This is a genomic window from Mesorhizobium sp. WSM4833, from assembly GCF_055811095.1.
This window is the reverse complement of sequence record NZ_JBVVQG010000013.1, coordinates 37448-55731: the sequence shown is the minus strand read 5'-3', so window position 1 is coordinate 55731 and position 18284 is coordinate 37448. Positions and strand designations below refer to the sequence as shown.

Here is an 18284-nt window from a genome sequence, read left to right as displayed (position 1 = left end):
GCAAAGCCTTAACTTCCGCAAGAGGTTGGGGCCATGGGAGATCGACATGAAACACTCCACAGTAAAAGCACTTGCAATCGCGCTGGCATTGGGCGGAAGCGCCGCGTTCCCCACGGCAGGAGGCGCTGGCTCAGTAGCCGCGACGGACCCCGTCCAGACGAGCAGCGCCGCCTCGGCGTTCGGATCCTACGATCCCTACGGCGACTTCAGCGCCGACAAGAGCGCCAGCATCGAAGAGCTGTTCCTGCCCTGGGAAGACGTCGATCTGTCGACGCTGCCACTCGCCGACGCCTATGCGCTGCAGCGCGGCCGTTCGCTGCTGATCACGGTTGAGCCGTGGACCTGGTCCAAGGACTGGCGCATCACCCCGCCCGAATTGCGCGACGGCATTTTGAGCGGCAAATATGACGCCAACATGCAGGCGATCTGCGACCTGGTGGGACAGATGAAGAGCCCGGTGACCATTCGCTGGGCGCAGGAAATGGAAGACAAGAACGGCCGCTTCACCTGGGCCAACTGGGCTCCCAAGGACTGGATCTCCGCTTACAAGCGCGAAGTCGACATCTGCCGCAAAGCTGCCCCCGCAGCCAAGTACATGTGGTCGCCCAAAGGCGAAGAGGGTTTGGAAAAATACTACCCCGGCGACGACTATGTCGACGTCATCGGCCTGTCGGTGTTCGGTCTGCAGAAAAAAGATGATGACGAGACCGGCCGCGACCGCACCTTCGCTGAGCTGCTGAAGCCCGGCTATGACCGCGTTGCAGTGTTCAACAAGCCGATCATCGTTGCGGAACTCGGCTATGTCGGGAAGCAGGACTATGTCTCGAAATGGCAGGAAGATTCCCGCAAATCCTACGCGGAGTTCCCGGCGCTGACTTCGGTTGTCTACTTCAACCAAAAGGAAGTGTGGCCGTGGCTGGGTGGCTATGGTCTGCCCGACTGGAGGGTGACCCAGCACGTCCTGCCGTAGACGCATCGTGCTGATCGACCCCGACGCGATCGGGATCGACTTCCAATCTCCTTGTTTGATCGTGATCCATCCCGAACCAGCGGTTCGGGATGAGGATTGAGGCGTGGCGTAAATCAGTCTGTGGAGAAGTTTCGTGAAGCGGGTAGTGGGAAATTATCTTGGAGCGGCATTCGCCTGCTCCGTTCTTGTTCTTGCCTTCCAGGCTCCTGCGACAGCCAAGACGGCGATGAAAATCGCCGAGCAGGCTCAAGAGGCCACAGCGGTTCCTGACGAAGGCGTCTACCAGATCTATCAGAACCATTCGTGGCTGTGGGGCAAGAAGGGCGCCGGCTTCTTTGCCGTCAAGCAGAGACAGTTCGAGTCCTGGACCCACGACAAAGGCAAGTCGGGCTATGGCGACGGCATGTGGTTCATTCCCGGCGGCGGCAAGCTGTGCTGGCGTGCGCAATGGCACGGTTCCTGGGGCGTGAAGGGCTCGATGACCTGCTTCGAGCACCGCCAGGCTGGCAAAGTAATCTACCAGCGCAAGGCTCCGGATGGCGACTGGTATGTTTTCAAGAGATTGAAACACGGCGACTACGTCACCCGGAAACAGAACCGGATCAAGGCAAGACTGTAGGATCGTGTCATCCGCCACAAGCGGCTGGTCTACGCCTTGCGCTCCCAGCGGCGATCTGGCGTCTGTTGCCAGTAGGTGACGTCGTGGCCAGCGCTCTTCATCACCTTCCAGTGTCCTCGCGCCGCCTCGAGCTGGGCGGCATCGTGGCCATCGAACAGGAACACCGCGCGCTCGTAGCCGCCAAGGTCAGGCGGCACCGCGCCGTCGACCAGGAACCTTATCTTGGCGTCGTTGGGATTGCCGTCGCCGGTGGTCAACAGAATCGGCTGTTCGCCGGGATGAGCCTCACGATCGGTTGCGTGCGCCAGGAACGAATCGTCGCGGAAGGTCCAAAGATGCTGGTCGAGCGCATCGCGGCGTTCCTCGGTGCCTGTCTGCACCACGGCGCGCCAGCCACGGTCGACGCTGCGCTCCAGGAGGCCTGGCAGCGCATCCTCCAGCGTCGATTCGGTCAGGTGGTAGAACAGAACGTCGGCCATCGCTTCAGCCTATAGTGATCGAACCCGTTCACTGCTCATAGTTATCGCGCACCAGCCGGTCGAGCAGCCTGACGCCGAAACCGGAACCCCACGACTGGTTGATCTCGTTCGACGGCGCCCCCATCGCCGTGCCGGCTATGTCGAGATGAGCCCATGGCGTGTCCTTGACGAAGCGCTGCAGAAACTGCGCCGCGATGGTGGCGCCGCCAAAACGGCCGCCGATGTTCTTCATGTCGGCGTTCTTGGAATCGATCAGCTTGTCGTATTCGGCGCCGAGCGGCATGCGCCACAGCCGTTCCTGAGTCGCCTGCCCCGCCACCGACAATTTTTCGGCCAGTTCGTCATTGTTGGAAAACAGGCCGGCATAATGTTGGCCGAGCGCCACCATGATGGCGCCGGTCAGCGTCGCCAGATTGACCATGAATTTCGGCTGGAAGCGGTCGTTGCAGTACCACAACGCATCGGCCAGCACGAGGCGGCCCTCGGCGTCGGTATTGAGCACCTCGATGGTCTGGCCCGACATCGAAGTGACGATATCACCGGGACGCTGGGCATGACCGTCGACGGCATTTTCGACCAGTCCGATGATACCGACGACATTGGCTTTCGCCTTGCGGGCCGCCAGCGCATGCATCAGGCCGGTAACGGCGGCGGCGCCGCCCATGTCGCCCTTCATATCCTCCATGCCCGAGGCCGGTTTTATGGAATTGCCGCCGGTGTCGAAAGTGACGCCCTTGCCGACGAAGGCGATCGGGCTGTCCTTCGGCTTGCCGCCGTTCCACTGCATGATCGCCATGCGGGCGCCGCGTGGCGAGCCTTGCGCGACACCGAGCAGCGAGCCCATGCCGAGCTTCTTCATTTCCTTCTCAGCCAATATCTCGACCTTGACGCCGAGTGCCTCGAGTTCCTTGGCGCGGGCAGCGAACTCGACCGGCCCAAGCACGTTTGCCGGTTCGTTGACGAGGTCGCGCGCCAGAAGGACGCCGTCGATCACCGCCTCGGCATCGGCGAAGGCCTTCTTCGCAGCGGCCGGATCGGCGGTATGGATGGTCACCTTGACCGGCTTCTTCGGCTCTGCCTTGCCGTCGTCCTTATCCTTCCTGGTCTTGTACTTGTCGAAGGAATAGCTGCGCAGGAGAATGCCCGCGGCAAGGCTTGCCGCGTCCTTCGCGCTCGGCGAGGCGCCGACCACATCGAGGATCACCGCTACCTCGGTCGCCTTGCGCAGCGACGCGGAAACGGTGCCGCCAAGCTTCAACCACGCATATTCGTCCAGTCCCGACACCTTGCCGGTGCCTATCGCCACCAGTCTGTCGAGCGACGCTCCCTGCGGGGCCAGAACTTCCACCGTGCTGGCGAACTTGCCCGTGAACTCAGCCACGGGAAAAGCCCGCTCCAGTGTCTTGCCGGGATCACCGGCCTTGGCGACGTCGCTGAGGCCGCCCTCATCCGCCGCGAGCACGAAGACCGTGCCCTTCTTGTTCACCGCGCTCTGGGACCCGGAAAATTTGGCGAAGGCGATCGACGGTCTTTGATTCATCATGTCCTGCTTTCAGGGAATGCGCGACTTTTGGGGAAGCGGTTCGAAACGATGCGCGACATTTGGTCGTTTTCCGGCATTTGGCAAGACTTTGCCGAATTGGCATCCCATATGACCTATGGAATCGATGACGATTCGTCGCGGCACGGCCCCGCTTTTTGCCGCAACTTGTTGTTAACCATCGATGTTCGCCCTTTCTTATCCATTCCCGCCGACACTCCGCCCAGCCGGGGGGCGTGATGTGGGACAGAACCCGGATAGACCATCTGATGAGCCAGTTGTGCAGGCGCTGCCGGACAGCTACCTTGTTCGGCGGCATGATGCCGTTCGAAAAAATCGAGAAAAGCCTTCATGAAGGTCGTTGAACGCTACATCATGCGCCGCGCTTTCGTGGTCTTCATGGCCGCTCTTGTGTGGACGCTGGCGATCGTATGGACGACGCAGGTGCTGGCAAAGATCGATCTGGTCACCGACAGCGGCCAGTCGGCGCTGACCTTCTTCGAAGTCGCCGCCCTCATCCTTCCGTCCATCATCCCGATCGTAGTGCCTTTTGCGCTGGTGGTGGCGGTCGCACAGACACTCAGCGTCATGAATTCGGATTCCGAACTTGCCGTCGTCAACGCCGCGGGGGCCTCGCGCTGGACGATCGTGCGGCCGATCATGTTGCTGGCGCTCGCCGCAGCTGTTTTTTCCTTTGCCGTCGACAACGGCATCGACCCTTACGCAAGGCAGAAGAACCGGGCCCTGGTGGCGTCGTCACGCGCGGATCTGTTGTCGCTGATCATCCAGGAAGGCACCTTCCGCAAGATCGACGACGGGTTGTTCCTGCAGGTCGGCGAGCGCCTTCCCAACAATCGGCTGGGCGGCATTTTCGTCGCCGATTCGCGCGAAGAAGGCGTCAACCTCGTCTACTACGCCAAGACCGGCAGCATCATCGAACGCGGCGGTGAAAAGGTGCTGATGATGAATGACGGCGTCATCCATCGCAAAACGCTGACCGGCGATCTCTCCGTCATCCGCTTCACCTCCTATGCCTTCGACATGTCGGCCTTCATGGCGGCGGCTTCAGCGGTGACGCTCCTGCCCAAGGACCAGACGACGCAGTACCTGCTCAACCCGAGCGCCAACGACAAGTATTATCAGCAGAGCCCCTACGAATACCGGGCCGAAGTCAACCAGCGGTTCTCGGAATGGACCTATTCCATGGTTTTCGCGCTGATCGCGCTTGCGGTCGCCGGGGATGCGCGCTCGCACCGCGAGGCGCGCGTCAATCCGCTGATCACGGCGATCACGATATCGCTGTTCGTGCGTTGGCTGGGCTTTTTCGCCGCCAGCAAGGCGGATGAGATCCCGCAATATGCCTATATGGTCTATGGTGTGCCGATCGTGGCTTCCGCGGTGGCGATCTGGTTCATCGTCTCGAACCGGACACTGGAACTGCCCGTGACCTGGGCGGACTGGATGACAAACTTCGCCTCGCGCATCGCTGACAGCTGGAATGCTTTCAAATTGCGTTTGTCCAGGCGCGGCACATCAGGGCAAGGGGTCGGCTGATGGGCTGGACACTGGGCCGCTATTTCTTCTTCCGCTACGTGACGATCACCATCTGGTTCTTCATCGGCCTCCTGGCGCTGGTGTTCCTGATCGATTTCACCGAGCTGTCCGGCCGCACCACCGGCCTGCCCGGCTTCACCTACGGCACGGCGGTAGCCATTTCAGGCCTCCGTATGCCGATGATCATGCTGCAGACGGTGCCGTTCGTCGGTCTCTTCTCGGCGATGGCGACGCTGGTGTCGCTGAACCGGCGCTACGAGCTGGTCATCGCGCGTTCCGCCGGTGTTTCCGCCTGGCAGTTCCTCTTGCCCTGCTGTATCGGAGCCTTGCTGTTCGGCGTCCTGTCGGTTGGCGTCATCAATCCGCTCGCCGCGCACGCATTCTCCTGGTCCGAGCAGATCGAAACCCAGCTGCGTTCCGGCAAATCGAACAAGGTCTCGGCCGATGCCGCGCCCTGGATCCGGCAGAAAACCAGTTCGGGGGACACCATCATCGGTGCGCGGGCCATCCTGAACCAGGGCCTGGAAATGGCCGATGTCGTATTCTTCATTCTCGACCCGCAAGGCAACATCGTCGAGCGCAAGGATGCTGCCCGTGCCTTCCTGCGCGACGGCTATTGGGAATTGCAGGACGTCAAGACGTTCCAGAACGGCACGATCCAGGCATCGGCAACCGATCGCGTACCGACCAATCTGAAGCCCGAATTCGTGCAAGAGCGGCTGGCGCGCCCGGAAACCATCCCCTTCTACGACCTGCCCGGAAAGATCGAGGTTGCCCGCTCCTTCGGCCTCAAGGCAAATGCCTTTGCCATGCAGTTTGATTCGCTCGTGGCGTTGCCGTTCCTTCTCGTCGCCATGACGCTGATCGCGGCAACGGTTTCAATGCGATTTGCTAGGATGGGGCAGTCGGCGACGATGATTCTGGGTGGCATCATCGCTGGCTTTCTGCTTTATGTCGTTTCGGTTCTGGTGAAGGCATTCGGCGTGGCGGGATTCGTGCCGACTGTCGTAGCCGCCTGGGTACCGGTCATGGTGGCTATGTTCTTCGGGGTGACTTTCCTGCTATACAAGGAAGACGGCTAGTGAGGGAGGCGTTTTTGCCCAGCAACAGGCAGGCCGGTTTGGCGCGCCTCTATGCGGCGACCGCCTTGGCGTGCGTGCTTGCCTACGCCGTTCCGGCACCGGCGCTTGCGCAGGACGTCGGCGACATGGCGACATCGGTTCCATCCGGCTCGCAAATGCTGCTGGCGGCCGATACGCTGGTCTATAACAACGACAATCAGACCGTGACCGCCGTTGGCGGCGTGCAGATCGACTATGGTGGCAATCGCCTTGTCGCCCAGCGGGTCGAGTACAACCGCAACACCAAGCGAATGGTCGCAAGCGGTAACGTCGAAGTCATCAACAGCGACGGCACCAAGATCAATTCGCAGCATATCGACATCACCGATGACTTCGCCGACGGCTTCGTCAACGCGTTGCGGGTCGAAACCATCGACAAGGCCTATTTCGCCGCCGAAAGCGCCGAACGCATGGGCGGCGTGCTGACCACCTTCCACAATGGCGTCTACACCGCCTGCGAGCCGTGCGAGGATAAGCCGGACAAAGCGCCGACCTGGCGCGTCAAGGCCAAGAAGATCATCTGGAACGGCGAGAAGAAGACGGTTCGCTTCGAGAATGCGAATTTCGAGTTCTTCGGTTTTCCGCTTGCCTATCTGCCTGCATTCGAAATTGCCGACCCGACGGTGAAGCGCAAGAGCGGCTTCCTGATCCCGAGCATCATCTACAAGAGCGATCTCGGCGTCGGCGTGAAAGTCCCCTATTATCTTGCATTGGCGCCGACCTACGACCTGACCGTCACCGGCACCGGCTATACCAAGCAGGGTTTCCTCGGTGAGGCCGAGTGGCGTCAGCGCTTCAACAATGGCGAGTACAGCTTGAAGATCGCCGGGATACACCAGCAGAATCCCGACGCTTTCCTCGACACCACTGCCTTCCCCTCCAGCTCTGGCCACAACGTCAATTCGGGCAGCGCCGGCGATCCCAACAAATTCCGCGGCATGATGGGTACCCAGGGGCAGTTCGCCATCAACTCACGCTGGAACTTCGGCTGGGACGTGCTGCTGCAGACCGACAAGAATTTCTCGAACACCTACGGCATCGAAAAGTACAATAGCAGCGTCCACCAGTCGTCGGTCTACTTGACGGGTCTCAACGGCCGCAACTATTTCGACGTGCGCGCCATGCATTTCGATGTGCAGGAAGATACACCTGACGACAACGCCTCTGCACGAAGCGGACAACAGCCCTGGGTGCTGCCGTCGCTCGACTACGCCTATATTCCTGATGCGTCGGTGGCCGGCGGCCAGCTGTCGCTCAATGTCAACGCGCGTGTCATCCGCCGCGACGATGTCGATGAGACCTTCGTCGAGCCCTACAATGCCCTCACTCCCACGCAGCGCGTCCGCGGCATCGAAGGCGAATCGGGCCGTCTCACCGCCGAGGCCGAGTGGAAGCGGAGCTTCGTCACCGATGGCGGGCTGGTGCTGACGCCGTTGCTCGCGCTGCAGGGCGACGTCGACTACCTCAACGCGTCGTCGGCTTCGCTGGACGCGATCGACAGAATGGCGACGCATTTGGGCGAGCAGGACGACATGCGCTCGTCATTTGCCCGTTACATGGCAACCGCCGGGCTTGAGATGCGTTGGCCGGTGCTGTTTTCCATGGCCAGCGGGTCCAGCCATGTCATCGAACCGATGGCACAGGTCTTCATGCGTCCGAACGAGCAATATGTCGGCGGCCTCTCAGTGCCCAACGAAGACGCCCAAAGCATGGTCTTCGACGCGACCACCTTGTTCGAACGCGACAAGTTCTCCGGTTACGACCGCGTCGAAGGCGGTTCGCGCGCCAATGTCGGCTTCCGCTATTCCGGCTCCTACAACAATGGCTGGGGCACCAATGCCATTTTCGGCCAATCCTATCAGATTGGCGGCGAGAACTCGTTCGCCGCGCCGGATTTGGTGAATGTCGGCGCAAACTCCGGCCTCGACACGACCAAGTCCGACTATGTCGGCCTGTTCGGCATCAACAGCCCCAACGGCTTCGCGGCCTCGGTCAGCGGCCGTTTTGACGAACAGAGCTTCGAGATCCGCCGCGCCGAGGTGAAGGCCGCCTATTCCGGCCTGCCTGTGTCGCTGAGCGCCAAATACGCCTTCATCCAGGCCCAGCCGCTGTACGGCTTCACCACCGACCGCCACGAGGTCACGCTTGGTGCATCCACGCATCTGGCCGAAAACTGGCGCGTCTTCGGCACAGGAACCTACGACCTGCAGCAGAGCCTGCTGGTCAAGGATGGCGTCGGCTTCGCCTACAACGATTCCTGCTTCACTTATTTGATGACCTACTCGCAGTCGCGCGATCTGAACACCAGGGAGGTGTCGCAGACCATCGGCTTCAATCTGTCGTTCCGCACCCTCGGCGATTTCGGCTCGTCGACCAGTGCCGTCGACACGATCCAGTAACAATCGGCGACATCGTTTCGCCGCATAGGGCTGGCACGGATTTCGCGCACCTGGAAAGATCAAATTGGGCGGGACCGGGATAGAATTGGGATGCCAACAATGAGGAAATACCTCTTTTCAGCAGGTTTCGCGTTGCTCCTGGCGGCGACGTCCGTGTCGATCACCGTAATGGCGCCGCCAGCTTTCGCCAGCGAGATCAAATACGTCGTCAACGACATTCCTGTCACCACCGGCGACATCGCCCATCGCGCCGCTTTCCTGAAGCTGCAGCGCAAGAAGGGCGATGCCGGCCAGGAAATGATCGACCAGACGCTGCGTATGGCCGAGGCCAAGCGGCTTGGTATCCGCATCAGCGACGCCCAGGTCGATGCCGCGTATCAGCGCTTTGCCTCGAGCAACAAGATGCAGCTCAGCCAGCTCGACGGCGTCATGGAGAAGTCGGGCGTCACCAAGAGCCACTTCAAGGAATTCATCCGCGCCCAGATGGCCTGGAACCAGGCCTTGAGCGCGCGCTACCGTTCCGGCGACGGCACCGGCGCCGTCAGCGAACAGGATCTCGTCAGGAAGATGCTCGAAAAAGGCGGCGCCAAACCGAGCGCCACCGAATACATGCTGCAGCAGGTCATCTTCGTGGTGCCGGCGGCTGAACGCAGCGCGACGCTGGGCAAACGCAAGCGAGAGGCCGACGCCATGCGCGCCCGCTTCAACGGCTGCAACACGACGCGCGAATTCGCCAAGGGCCTGATCGACGTCACCGTTCGCGATCTGGGCCGGGTGCTGGCGCCGCAACTGCCGCCGGACTGGGCCGAGCAGATCAAAGCTACCAAAGTCGGCGGTGCCACCGTCACGCGCGAAACCGAACGCGGCGTCGAATTCATCGGCATCTGCTCGTCGCGCGAAGTGTCCGACGACAAAGTTGCCCAGATGGCGTTCCAGGCCGAAGGCTCCGGCGGCGACAAGGATGCCGACGCGCTCAGCAAGAAATATGTCGACGAGCTGAAGGCAAAAGCCCGCATCGTCAAGCGCTGACGTGGGCAACGCAGTGACTGCGCTCGCGTTGAGCGCCGGCGATCCGTCCGGCATTGGGCCGGAGATCGCCATCGCCGCCTTCATGGCGCGTGAAGCTGCCGCCCTGCCCCCCTTCTACCTGCTCGCCGATCCGGCGCTGATCGCCTCCCGGGCGCGCCTGCTCGGCCTCTCGCTGCCGATCGCCGAAGCCACCCCGGCACAAGCGGCGCAGGTCTTTGCCCGCGCCTTGCCGATCGTTCCGCTGGCTGCAGGCTGCATCGACAGCCCCGGCCAGCCGGATCCGGCCAATGCGGCCGCCACGATCGAGGCCATCGACCGCGCCGTCGCCGATTGCCTTGCCGGCGAAGCCTCGGCCGTGGTCACCTGCCCCATCGCCAAGAAGCCGCTCTACGATGCCGGCTTTCGCTTTCCCGGCCACACCGAATATCTGGCGCATCTGGCGGCTCGGCACAGCGGCGTCGAGGCGATGCCGGTGATGATGCTGGCAGGACCCGACCTGCGCACCGTTCCCGTCACCATCCACATAGCGCTGGCCGAGGTGCCGAAGGCACTGACCACCGAACTGATCGTCGCCACCGCGCGCATCACCGCTGCCGACCTTGCCGGCCGCTTCGGCATCGCCAGGCCACGGCTGGCGATTGCCGGGCTCAATCCACATGCCGGCGAAGGCGGCGCCATGGGCCTCGAGGACGAGCGGATCGTGCGCCCGGCGGTCGACATCCTGCGCGCCGAAGGCATCGACGCTTTCGGCCCTTTGCCGGCCGACACGTTGTTCCATGTCCGGGCGCGGGCTGGTTACGACGCGGCCCTTTGCATGTATCACGACCAGGCGCTTATCCCGGCCAAGGCGCTGGCTTTCGACGAGGCGGTCAATGTCACGCTCGGCCTGCCCTTCATCCGCACCTCGCCCGACCACGGCACGGCCTTCGACATCGCCGGCAAGGGTGTGGCGCGGCCCGACAGCCTGATAGCGGCGCTGAAGCTTGCCCGGCGGCTGGCCGACACGAACACCAAGGCGGTTGCCGCATGAGATCTCGGGCATGAGCATCGACGGGCTGCCGCCGCTGCGCGAGGTGATCGAGCGGCATGGGCTGCAGGCGAAGAAGGCGCTCGGCCAGAATTTCCTGCTCGACCTCAACCTCACCGGCAAGATCGCCCGCACCGCCGGCGACTTGTCCGATGCAACCGTCATCGAGGTCGGCCCCGGTCCCGGCGGGCTGACCCGCGCCTTGCTTGCCAACGGAGCGCGCCAGGTGATCGCCATAGAGCGCGACGAACGTTGCCTGGCTGCTCTTGCCGAAGTGTCCGACCACTATCCCGGCCGGCTGGAGGTTGTTTCGGGCGATGCGCTGAAGACGGATTTCACGGGCCTTGCCAGTCGAGCGACCGGCAATGGCGGCCCGGTCAAGATCGTGGCCAACCTGCCCTACAACATCGGCACGGAGCTGCTGGTGCGCTGGTTGACCGTCAGCGACTGGCCGCCTTTCTACACCTCGATGACTTTGATGTTCCAGCGCGAGGTGGCCGAGCGCATCGTCGCTCCCGCCGGCAGCGACAGCTATGGCCGGCTGGGGGTTCTTGCCGGCTGGCGGACGGAGGCGAGGATCGCCTTCGACGTACCGCCACAGGCATTCACGCCGCCGCCAAAGGTCACCTCCTCGGTGGTGCATCTTGTGCCGCGCCCGATGCCCCTGCCCACCGAGGTGAAGAAACTCGGCCGCGTCACAGAAGCCGCCTTCGGCCAACGTCGCAAGATGCTGCGGCAGAGCGTGAAGAGCCTCGGCGGCGAGGCCCTGCTCGAACGCGCCGGCATCGATCCGACACGCCGCGCCGAAACGCTCAGCGTCGAGGAGTTTGTAAGGTTGACAAACGCGGTGTAAGAGGCTGCCAATCTCCCCCCACAAGGGGGAGATTGGCGCTTCACCGCCTCAACCCGTCTTCTCGTCCAACAGTCCCGAGACGAAATCGAACAGGCCTGGCCGGCGGTCGCGTCTCAGCCGCTCGGCGACGACGATGCCGCGCACTTCGGCGAAGGCGCGATCGAGGTCATCATTGACGATGACGAAATCATATTCCTTCCAGTGCTCGATCTCGTTGCGGGCGTTTTTCAACCGCGTTTCGATCACCGCTTCCTGGTCTTCGGCGCGGCGCTTCAGCCGTGCCTTCAACTCCTTCATCGATGGCGGCAGGATGAAGATCGAGACGATGTCCGCGCGCATCTTCTCCTTGAGCTGCTGGGCGCCCTGCCAGTCGATGTCGAACAGCATGTCGCGCCCTTCAGACAGCGCCAGTTCGGCAGGCTCGCGCGGTGTCGCATAGCAATTGCCATGCACCTCGGCCCACTCCAGCAGCGCGTCGGAATCACGAAGCCGCTCGAATTCGCGCATCGTCCGGAAATGATAGTGGACGCCTTCGATCTCGCTGCCGCGGCGCGGCCTGGTGGTGACCGAGACCGACAGTTCGAGGCTGGAATCGCTTTCCAGAAGATTGCGCGCGATCGTCGACTTGCCGGCGCCGGACGGCGACGACAGGACGAGCATCAGGCCCCGGCGGCGAATGCGGGACCCCAAATCCTTGGCAACCATCGGCTACTCCAGATTCTGGATCTGTTCACGAAACTGGTCGACCACCGCCTTCAGGTCCAGCCCGATCGCGGTGATGGCGGCGGCATTCGACTTGGAACACAGCGTATTCGATTCGCGGTTAAATTCCTGTGCCAGAAAATCGAGCTTGCGACCGACCGCGCCGCCGCCCACCAGCAGTGCCCGGCCGGATGCGACATGCGTTTTCAGCCGGTCGATCTCTTCGCGAATATCGGCCTTGGTGGCCAGGAACGCGGCCTCCATGTGCAGTCGGGTGGCATCCAAATTGGCGGAAGCGTCCATCAGCAGCCTGACCTGCTCGGCGATGCGTTCCCGGATCACCGCGGTCTCGCGGGATGGATCCACTTCTGCCCGCAGCGTCAGCGCCTCGATTGTGTCGATATGACCCGACAGCAGCAAAGCCAGCGCGGCCCCTTCGCCCTGCCGTGCCTGTTCGAGCCCGTTCAAGGCCACTTCGAGCGCGGCCATGATCGCGGCATCGAGCGCGGCCCTCGCCTCCTCGGTTTCGACAGTTTCGGGAATGTCGAGCACGCCGCGCAGCGACAGCAGTCCATCCGAGGTCGCCGCAGCAACGCCGAACTGCTCCTGCAGCCGCTTGGCGAGCCCGGCCAGGTCCTTCAGGAAGGCTTCGTTGACGACCGGCTGCGCCTGCGCGCCGACGGCACGGCCGATGGTCAGCGTCGCCTGAAAATTGCCGCGTGCAAAACGTTTCTGAAGTATCTGCCGGACAGCCGGTTCCAACCGCTCGAAGCCTTGCGGCAGCCGCAGCCGTACTTCGACGCTCTTGCCGTTGACGGACTTGACCTCCCAGGCGATCGAAGTGCCTTCGTGCTCGGCGACGGCGCGTGCAAAACCGGTCATGCTCTGCAAATTCATATCGCCCACACGTCCCTGGCACATTGCCCCGAACCGGCTTTCCGGACAGAGCAAGTGCTGCTTGAAAATGACTGCGCCGCAGCGCGTCGAAATCGGACGCGCGGCGCTCTTGCAAATGTCAGGGCGTCGCCTGTCGGGCAACGCCTTTCTTCATTCTACTGGGCAGCGCCCGCGTCACCGCCGCTGTCGTCGGCACCGTCAGCCGGCGCACTGTCGGCCGGCCCACCGTCCGCCGGCTTGACGGCATTGCTGTCGCCGCCGCCGGTCGTCTTGGCGGCTTTGGCGACGTCATCCGCCTGCTTCTTCTGCAGAGCGCGATAGCGGGCGACATTCTCGTTGTGCTCGTCCAGCGTCGCGGCAAAGACGTGCCCACCGGTGCCGTCGGCGACGAAATAGAGGTCGTCGGTCTTCGATGGGTTGGCCACCGCCTCCAGCGCTGCACGACCCGGATTGGCGATCGGCGTCGGCGGCAAGCCGTTGATCACATAGGTGTTGTAGGGGGTCTGTTTCTGGATATCCGACTGGTAGATCGGCCGGTCCGCCGGCTTTCCCTTGCCGCCGAACAACCCGTAGATGATGGTCGGATCGGATTGCAGGCGCATGCCCTTGGCAAGCCGGTTCAGGAAGACGGCGGCAACCCGTGAACGCTCGTCACCCTTGCCCGTCTCTTTCTCGACAATCGAAGCCAGCGTGACGAACTCTTCGACGTTGGCCAGCGGCAGGTCCGGCGCGCGCCGCTGCCAGACATCGTCAACCAGCTTCTTCTGATCCGCAAGCAGCTTGTCGACCATCTGCTGGCGTGTCGCGCCGCGCGTGAAGCGCAGCGTGTCGGTGGCGAGGCTGCCCTCCGGCGGCGTGGTTGCCGGCATGTCGCCGCTCAAGGCAGTCTCCTCGGCGATGCGCTGCAATGCCTGGTCGACAGTCAGTCCTTCAGGGATGGTCAGCGAATACATCACCGACTTGCCGCTCTTCAGAAGCTCCATGATATCGCGCATGGAAGCCCTGGGCTTGATCTCGTACTCGCCGGCTTTCAGCGCCGAATCATTGCCGAAGGCCCGCACGCCAAGGCGGAATACCCGGGCATCGCTGATCAGTCCGCGGCGTTCGAGCTGGTCGGCGATATCCTGGACGCCGGTGTTCGGCTTGACCAGGAAGGTGTCGCCATTAGCCGAGGGTCCGGGCTCGGTGAATTCCTGCTTGCCGAAATAGACCGCGACGCCGGCCGCCAGCACCACCAGCATCACCGAGGAGATGACGAAGTTCATGAACACGACGACCTGGCTGCGTGACGCACGCGAGCGCTTCGGCGGCGGCGTGCCGGCCTCTGGCCGCAACGCCTCGCTGGCCGTTTTCGGCACGATCGGTCCGGATGTTGCCGGCCGTTGCCCGAATTCTCCGTTGCCTGCCGGATTTGTGTTCATTTCGCCCTACCGTTTGATCGCCCAACGAATCCCCAGCGGCAGAGTAGAGGCGAATATGGCAAAATTGGCGGCACGCCAAAGCGTCGCCCGGCAGCCGGACGATCAGCCATTGTAGCGCTGGAAGACCAGCGACGCATTGGTCCCGCCAAAGCCGAACGAATTGGACAGCGCCACGTCGATCTGGCGGGCGCGCGGCTTGTTCGGCACCAGGTCGATCGCGGTTTCGCGTTCGGGGTTGTCGAGGTTGATGGTCGGCGGCGCGACATTGTCCCTGATGGCAAGGATCGAGAAGATCGCTTCGGCGGCACCGGCCGCCCCAAGCAGATGGCCGATCGACGACTTGGTGGACGACATCGAGATCTTCGATGCGGCATTGCCGACAAGCCGCTCGACAGCGCCGAGCTCGATCGTGTCGGCCATGGTCGAGGTGCCGTGCGCGTTGATGTAGTCGACGTCGGCAGGCGTAAGCTTGGCCCGGTTGAGTGCCGCCGTCATGCAACGGAAGGCACCATCGCCATCCTCGGCGGGCGCCGTGATGTGATGCGCGTCGCCGGTGAGACCATAACCCGTCACCTCGGCATAGATCTTGGCGCCGCGCGCTTTGGCATGTTCGAGCTCCTCGAGCACGACAACGCCGGCGCCCTCGCCCATGACGAAGCCGTCGCGGTCGCGATCATAGGGGCGCGACGCCGTTTGCGGCGAATCATTGCGTTCCGTCGACAGTGCCCGGCATGCGGCGAACCCGGCGATCGACAGCCGCGTCACCGGCGCTTCGGCGCCACCGGCGACCATCACGTCGGCATCGCCCCACATGATCAGCCGGGCAGCATCGCCAATGGCGTGCGCGCCGGTCGAACAGGCCGTGACGACGGCATGGTTCGGGCCTTTCAGCCCGTGCCGGATCGAAACCTGCCCGGAGACGAGATTGATGATCTGGCCCGGGATGAAGAAGGGGCTGATGCGGCGCGGGCCGCGTTCCTTGAGGATCATCGCGTTCTCGGCGATGCCCTCGATGCCGCCGATGCCGGAGCCGATCAGGACGCCGGTGGCGCATTGCTCTTCATGCGTCTTGGGTTCCCAGCCGGAATCCTTCAGCGCCTCGTCGGCGGCGGCAATCCCGTACAGGATGAAGTCGCCGATCTTGCGCAATTCCTTCGGCTCGAGCACGGCCTCGGGATTGAAGGTGGCATTGCTGCCGTCACCACGCGGAATGACGTGGGCGATCTTGCAAGCAAGGTCCTCCACCTCGAACTCGGTGATGCGCTTGGCAGCGCTGCGGCCGGTCAGAAGCTCCTTCCAGCTGTGCTCGAAGCCCATGCCGAACGGCGACAGCAAGCCAAGGCCCGTGACGACGACACGCCTCATCGCAGGTCCTCCCCGGTGATGACTGCAGAAAGCGTCAGGCCGAAGCCTTGTCGATGTACTTCACGGCATCGCCGACGGTCAGGATGGTCTCGGCCGCGTCGTCGGGGATCTCGACGCCGAATTCTTCTTCGAACGCCATGACGAGTTCGACCGTGTCGAGGCTGTCGGCGCCCAGATCATCGATGAAGCTCGCCTGCTCCGTCACTTTGTCGGCATCGACGCCAAGGTGCTCGATGACGATCTTCTTGACGCGCTCTGCGGTGTCACTCATTTGGGCATCCTCGTCTTTTGTTTGTCTGTCTTCGTTAGCGGGCAGAATGCCGCTAATCAAGCTGAAAGATGGTCCTGCCGGAAACGCAACGACTACGGACCGATTTTTGCCCGAACCGCCGGGTTGCGGGCCGCATTACACGAAAAATAGCTGAGGTCCAAGCCGAAATGGTCTCTTTACACAACCCGCCGGCGTTGCTGCAGAACCTCGTTCAAATCATAGCCATGCCGCCATTTACGTGGATGGTCTGGCCGGTGACGTAGGCGGCTTCGTTGGAGGCGAGATAAGCGACGGCGGACGCGACTTCGACGCTGGTGCCCATGCGCCGCGTCGGGATCGCCGCCATGATCGCCTCTTTCTGCTTATCGTTGAGCTTGTCGGTCATTGCCGATTCGATGAAGCCTGGTGCAACGCAGTTAACGGTGATGTTGCGGGTGGCGATCTCCTGCGCCAGCGACTTGGAGAAGCCGATCATGCCGGCCTTGGAGGCGCAGTAATTGGTCTGGCCGGGATTGCCGGTCACGCCGACCACCGAGGTGATGTTGATGATGCGGCCATGGCGGCGGCGCATCATCGGATGGGTGAGTTCGCGGGTGAGCCGGAAAACGGCGGTCAGATTGACCTCGATCACGCTGTCCCAATCGGCATCCGACATGCGCACGAACAGCCCGTCCTTGGTGATGCCGGCGTTGTTGACCAGGATGTCGACGCCTTCGAGATCGGCCTCGGCTTTCTGGCCGAGCGCCTTGACCTCGTCACGGTTGGACAAATTGGCCGGGAACAGCTTGACCCGGTCGCCAAGCTCGCTAGCCAGCGCGTCCAATTTCTCGATGCGGGTGCCATGCAGGCCGACGATCGCGCCTTGCGCATGCAGCATCCGGGCGATCGCCTCGCCGATGCCTCCCGATGCGCCGGTGACGAGCGCCTTGCGGCCAGTCAATTCGAACATTTTTGTCTCCTGATTGAGAAGAGAACACCCCTTTTGCAGGGAATGGGATCAAATGGGGCTTTATGCAAGCGCTGCTAGCGTTGCCTCGACCTCAGCCGCCGAGCCGACCGACGCAGTGGCGATGTCGCGGTTGATGCGCCGCGCCAATCCCGAAAGCACCTTGCCGGCGCCAATCTCGTAAAGCGTGGTGACGCCATTTGCGCCGAACCACTCCACGGTCTCGCGCCAACGTACGCGGCCGGTTATCTGCTCGACCAGGCGGCGGGCGATCTCGTCCGGATCGCTGGTCGGGCTGACCGTGACATTGGAGAGGACGGGAACGACCGGCGCATTCTTTGTCACACCGGCGAGTGCGTCGCGCATGACGTTCGCGGCCGGCGCCATCAGCGCCGAATGGAAGGGCGCGGACACCTGCAGCATCAGTGCGCGCTTGGCGCCTTTCTCAGTGCACAGTTTCGCCGCCAGTTCGACCGCGGCCCTGGCGCCGGAAATGACCAGTTGGCCGCCGCCATTGTCGTTGGCGATCTGGCAGACGGAGCCTTTGGCGGCTTCCGCGCAAGCGGCTTCGACATCGGCCTGTTCCAATCCGATGATCGCCGCCATGGCGCCCTCGCCGGCCGGCACCGCCGCCTGCATGGCATTGCCGCGGATGCGCAGCAGCCTGGCGGCATCGGCAACCGAAACGAAGCCAGCGGCCGCGAGCGCCGAATATTCGCCCAGCGAATGACCGGCGACATAGGCGACCTTGCCTTTCAGCGAGAAGCCGCGCGATTCCAGCGCCCGGATCGCGGCCAGCGACACCGCCATCAGCGCCGGCTGCGCGTTGGCGGTCAGCATCAACGTCTCTTCCGGCCCTTCCCAGATCAGCTTCGACAGGTTTTCGCCGAGCGCGTCGTCGACTTCCTGGAAAATTCTGCGCGCCTCGGGAAAGGCCTCGGCGAGATCCTTGCCCATGCCGACTGCCTGGCTGCCTTGTCCAGGAAAGGTGAATGCAACGGCCATGCGCGGGCTCCCAAGGGCTGGTTTTGCTTGCCTGATAGACGAGTTTTTCTTGCCTGTGACGCAAGGCAGGCCGCCAAGTCAAGCCC

18 protein-coding genes are annotated in these 18284 nt (G+C 62.8%); 9 read left to right on the top strand and 9 right to left on the bottom strand.

The window, feature by feature from the left end:
- Window positions 1-46 precede the first annotated feature (46 nt).
- Window positions 47-970 (top strand): glycoside hydrolase family 26 protein, encoded by a 924-nt coding sequence (locus tag AC0L2D_RS24050; RefSeq protein WP_013532502.1) that lies wholly within the window; start codon window positions 47-49, stop codon window positions 968-970.
- Window positions 971-1103: 133 nt separating this feature from the next.
- On the top strand, window positions 1104-1589 hold the full coding sequence (locus AC0L2D_RS24045) for a DUF995 domain-containing protein (RefSeq protein WP_013532503.1): 486 nt from the start codon (window positions 1104-1106) through the stop codon (window positions 1587-1589).
- Between the two features lie 29 nt (window positions 1590-1618).
- Here the strand turns inward: AC0L2D_RS24045 and AC0L2D_RS24040 are convergent, their stop codons facing one another.
- The gene (locus tag AC0L2D_RS24040) at window positions 1619-2068 is read right to left on the bottom strand and encodes a DNA polymerase III subunit chi (protein ID WP_013532504.1); all 450 of its coding nucleotides are present in this window, start codon (window positions 2066-2068) and stop codon (window positions 1619-1621) included.
- Between the two features lie 28 nt (window positions 2069-2096).
- Window positions 2097-3608 (bottom strand): leucyl aminopeptidase, encoded by a 1512-nt coding sequence (locus AC0L2D_RS24035; RefSeq protein WP_027162710.1) that lies wholly within the window; start codon window positions 3606-3608, stop codon window positions 2097-2099.
- A 351-nt stretch (window positions 3609-3959) separates the two neighbouring features.
- Between AC0L2D_RS24035 and lptF the strand changes: the two genes are divergently transcribed.
- From lptF to rsmA, 6 genes are all read left to right on the top strand, one after another.
- Entirely contained in the window at window positions 3960-5162 is a 1203-nt protein-coding gene (gene lptF / locus AC0L2D_RS24030; protein WP_013532506.1) for an LPS export ABC transporter permease LptF, read from the top strand.
- Window positions 5159-6244, top strand: coding sequence for an LPS export ABC transporter permease LptG (gene lptG, locus AC0L2D_RS24025; RefSeq protein ID WP_024504311.1), 1086 nt, complete (start codon window positions 5159-5161; stop codon window positions 6242-6244). Before lptF ends, lptG begins: the two co-directional genes overlap by 4 nt.
- Window positions 6244-8682 carry an LPS-assembly protein LptD gene (locus AC0L2D_RS24020; protein ID WP_024504312.1) on the top strand — a complete coding sequence of 813 codons (2439 nt, stop codon included), beginning with the start codon at window positions 6244-6246 and terminating at the stop codon, window positions 8680-8682. The genes lptG and AC0L2D_RS24020 overlap by 1 nt, the downstream gene beginning before the upstream one ends.
- A 90-nt stretch (window positions 8683-8772) precedes the next feature.
- Window positions 8773-9711 (top strand): peptidylprolyl isomerase, encoded by a 939-nt coding sequence (locus AC0L2D_RS24015; protein WP_473542696.1) that lies wholly within the window; start codon window positions 8773-8775, stop codon window positions 9709-9711.
- 1 nt (window position 9712) lies between these two features.
- The gene (gene pdxA, locus AC0L2D_RS24010) at window positions 9713-10741 is read left to right on the top strand and encodes a 4-hydroxythreonine-4-phosphate dehydrogenase PdxA (RefSeq protein ID WP_024504314.1); all 1029 of its coding nucleotides are present in this window, start codon (window positions 9713-9715) and stop codon (window positions 10739-10741) included.
- Window positions 10742-10751: 10 nt separating this feature from the next.
- A complete protein-coding gene (rsmA, locus tag AC0L2D_RS24005; protein ID WP_063173630.1) occupies window positions 10752-11591 on the top strand; it encodes a 16S rRNA (adenine(1518)-N(6)/adenine(1519)-N(6))-dimethyltransferase RsmA in 840 nt (279 codons plus the stop codon).
- Window positions 11592-11639: 48 nt separating this feature from the next.
- Here the strand turns inward: rsmA and gmk are convergent, their stop codons facing one another.
- The 3 genes from gmk to mltG all read right to left on the bottom strand — a co-directional run bounded on the left by gmk (window position 11640) and on the right by mltG (window position 14455).
- A complete protein-coding gene (gene gmk, locus AC0L2D_RS24000) occupies window positions 11640-12296 on the bottom strand; it encodes a guanylate kinase (protein WP_013532512.1) in 657 nt (218 codons plus the stop codon).
- A 3-nt stretch (window positions 12297-12299) separates the two neighbouring features.
- On the bottom strand, window positions 12300-13190 hold the full coding sequence (locus tag AC0L2D_RS23995) for a YicC/YloC family endoribonuclease (RefSeq protein WP_013532513.1): 891 nt from the start codon (window positions 13188-13190) through the stop codon (window positions 12300-12302).
- 155 nt (window positions 13191-13345) lie between these two features.
- Window positions 13346-14455, bottom strand: coding sequence for an endolytic transglycosylase MltG (gene mltG / locus AC0L2D_RS23990; protein WP_473542693.1), 1110 nt, complete (start codon window positions 14453-14455; stop codon window positions 13346-13348).
- On the opposite strand from mltG, the gene AC0L2D_RS23985 reads away from it, so the two are divergent.
- Window positions 14454-14726, top strand: coding sequence for a hypothetical protein (locus tag AC0L2D_RS23985; RefSeq protein ID WP_473542691.1), 273 nt, complete (start codon window positions 14454-14456; stop codon window positions 14724-14726). The two genes, mltG and AC0L2D_RS23985, sit on opposite strands and share 2 nt — an antisense overlap.
- Here the strand turns inward: AC0L2D_RS23985 and fabF are convergent.
- From fabF to fabD, 4 genes are all read right to left on the bottom strand, one after another.
- Window positions 14714-15976, bottom strand: a complete 1263-nt coding sequence (fabF, locus tag AC0L2D_RS23980) for a beta-ketoacyl-ACP synthase II (RefSeq protein WP_013532515.1) — start codon at window positions 15974-15976, stop codon at window positions 14714-14716. The two genes, AC0L2D_RS23985 and fabF, sit on opposite strands and share 13 nt — an antisense overlap.
- 34 nt (window positions 15977-16010) lie before the next feature.
- Window positions 16011-16247: an acyl carrier protein gene (locus AC0L2D_RS23975; protein WP_006203723.1), complete on the bottom strand. Its 237-nt coding sequence runs from the start codon at window positions 16245-16247 to the stop codon at window positions 16011-16013.
- A gap of 211 nt (window positions 16248-16458) precedes the next feature.
- On the bottom strand, window positions 16459-17196 hold the full coding sequence (fabG, locus tag AC0L2D_RS23970; protein ID WP_063171792.1) for a 3-oxoacyl-[acyl-carrier-protein] reductase: 738 nt from the start codon (window positions 17194-17196) through the stop codon (window positions 16459-16461).
- Between the two features lie 60 nt (window positions 17197-17256).
- Window positions 17257-18198, bottom strand: a complete 942-nt coding sequence (fabD, locus tag AC0L2D_RS23965; RefSeq protein WP_013532517.1) for an ACP S-malonyltransferase — start codon at window positions 18196-18198, stop codon at window positions 17257-17259.
- Window positions 18199-18284: the final 86 nt, after the last annotated feature.

Excerpts from the sequence above, each read along its gene's own strand:
- AC0L2D_RS24050 (WP_013532502.1), top strand. The coding sequence starts at position 47 with ATGAAACACTCCACAGTAAAAGCACTTGCAATCGCGCTGGCATTGGGC.
- AC0L2D_RS24040 (WP_013532504.1), bottom strand. The coding sequence starts at position 2,068 with ATGGCCGACGTTCTGTTCTACCACCTGACCGAATCGACGCTGGAGGAT.
- AC0L2D_RS24035 (WP_027162710.1), bottom strand. The coding sequence starts at position 3,608 with ATGAATCAAAGACCGTCGATCGCCTTCGCCAAATTTTCCGGGTCCCAG.
- lptF (WP_013532506.1), top strand. The coding sequence starts at position 3,960 with ATGAAGGTCGTTGAACGCTACATCATGCGCCGCGCTTTCGTGGTCTTC.
- AC0L2D_RS24015 (WP_473542696.1), top strand. The coding sequence starts at position 8,773 with ATGCCAACAATGAGGAAATACCTCTTTTCAGCAGGTTTCGCGTTGCTC.
- rsmA (WP_063173630.1), top strand. The coding sequence starts at position 10,752 with ATGAGCATCGACGGGCTGCCGCCGCTGCGCGAGGTGATCGAGCGGCAT.
- gmk (WP_013532512.1), bottom strand. The coding sequence starts at position 12,296 with ATGGTTGCCAAGGATTTGGGGTCCCGCATTCGCCGCCGGGGCCTGATG.
- AC0L2D_RS23995 (WP_013532513.1), bottom strand. The coding sequence starts at position 13,190 with ATGAATTTGCAGAGCATGACCGGTTTTGCACGCGCCGTCGCCGAGCAC.
- AC0L2D_RS23985 (WP_473542691.1), top strand. The coding sequence starts at position 14,454 with ATGAACACGACGACCTGGCTGCGTGACGCACGCGAGCGCTTCGGCGGC.
- mltG (WP_473542693.1), bottom strand. The coding sequence starts at position 14,455 with ATGAACTTCGTCATCTCCTCGGTGATGCTGGTGGTGCTGGCGGCCGGC.
- fabF (WP_013532515.1), bottom strand. The coding sequence starts at position 15,976 with ATGAGGCGTGTCGTCGTCACGGGCCTTGGCTTGCTGTCGCCGTTCGGC.
- AC0L2D_RS23975 (WP_006203723.1), bottom strand. The coding sequence starts at position 16,247 with ATGAGTGACACCGCAGAGCGCGTCAAGAAGATCGTCATCGAGCACCTT.
- fabG (WP_063171792.1), bottom strand. The coding sequence starts at position 17,196 with ATGTTCGAATTGACTGGCCGCAAGGCGCTCGTCACCGGCGCATCGGGA.
- fabD (WP_013532517.1), bottom strand. The coding sequence starts at position 18,198 with ATGGCCGTTGCATTCACCTTTCCTGGACAAGGCAGCCAGGCAGTCGGC.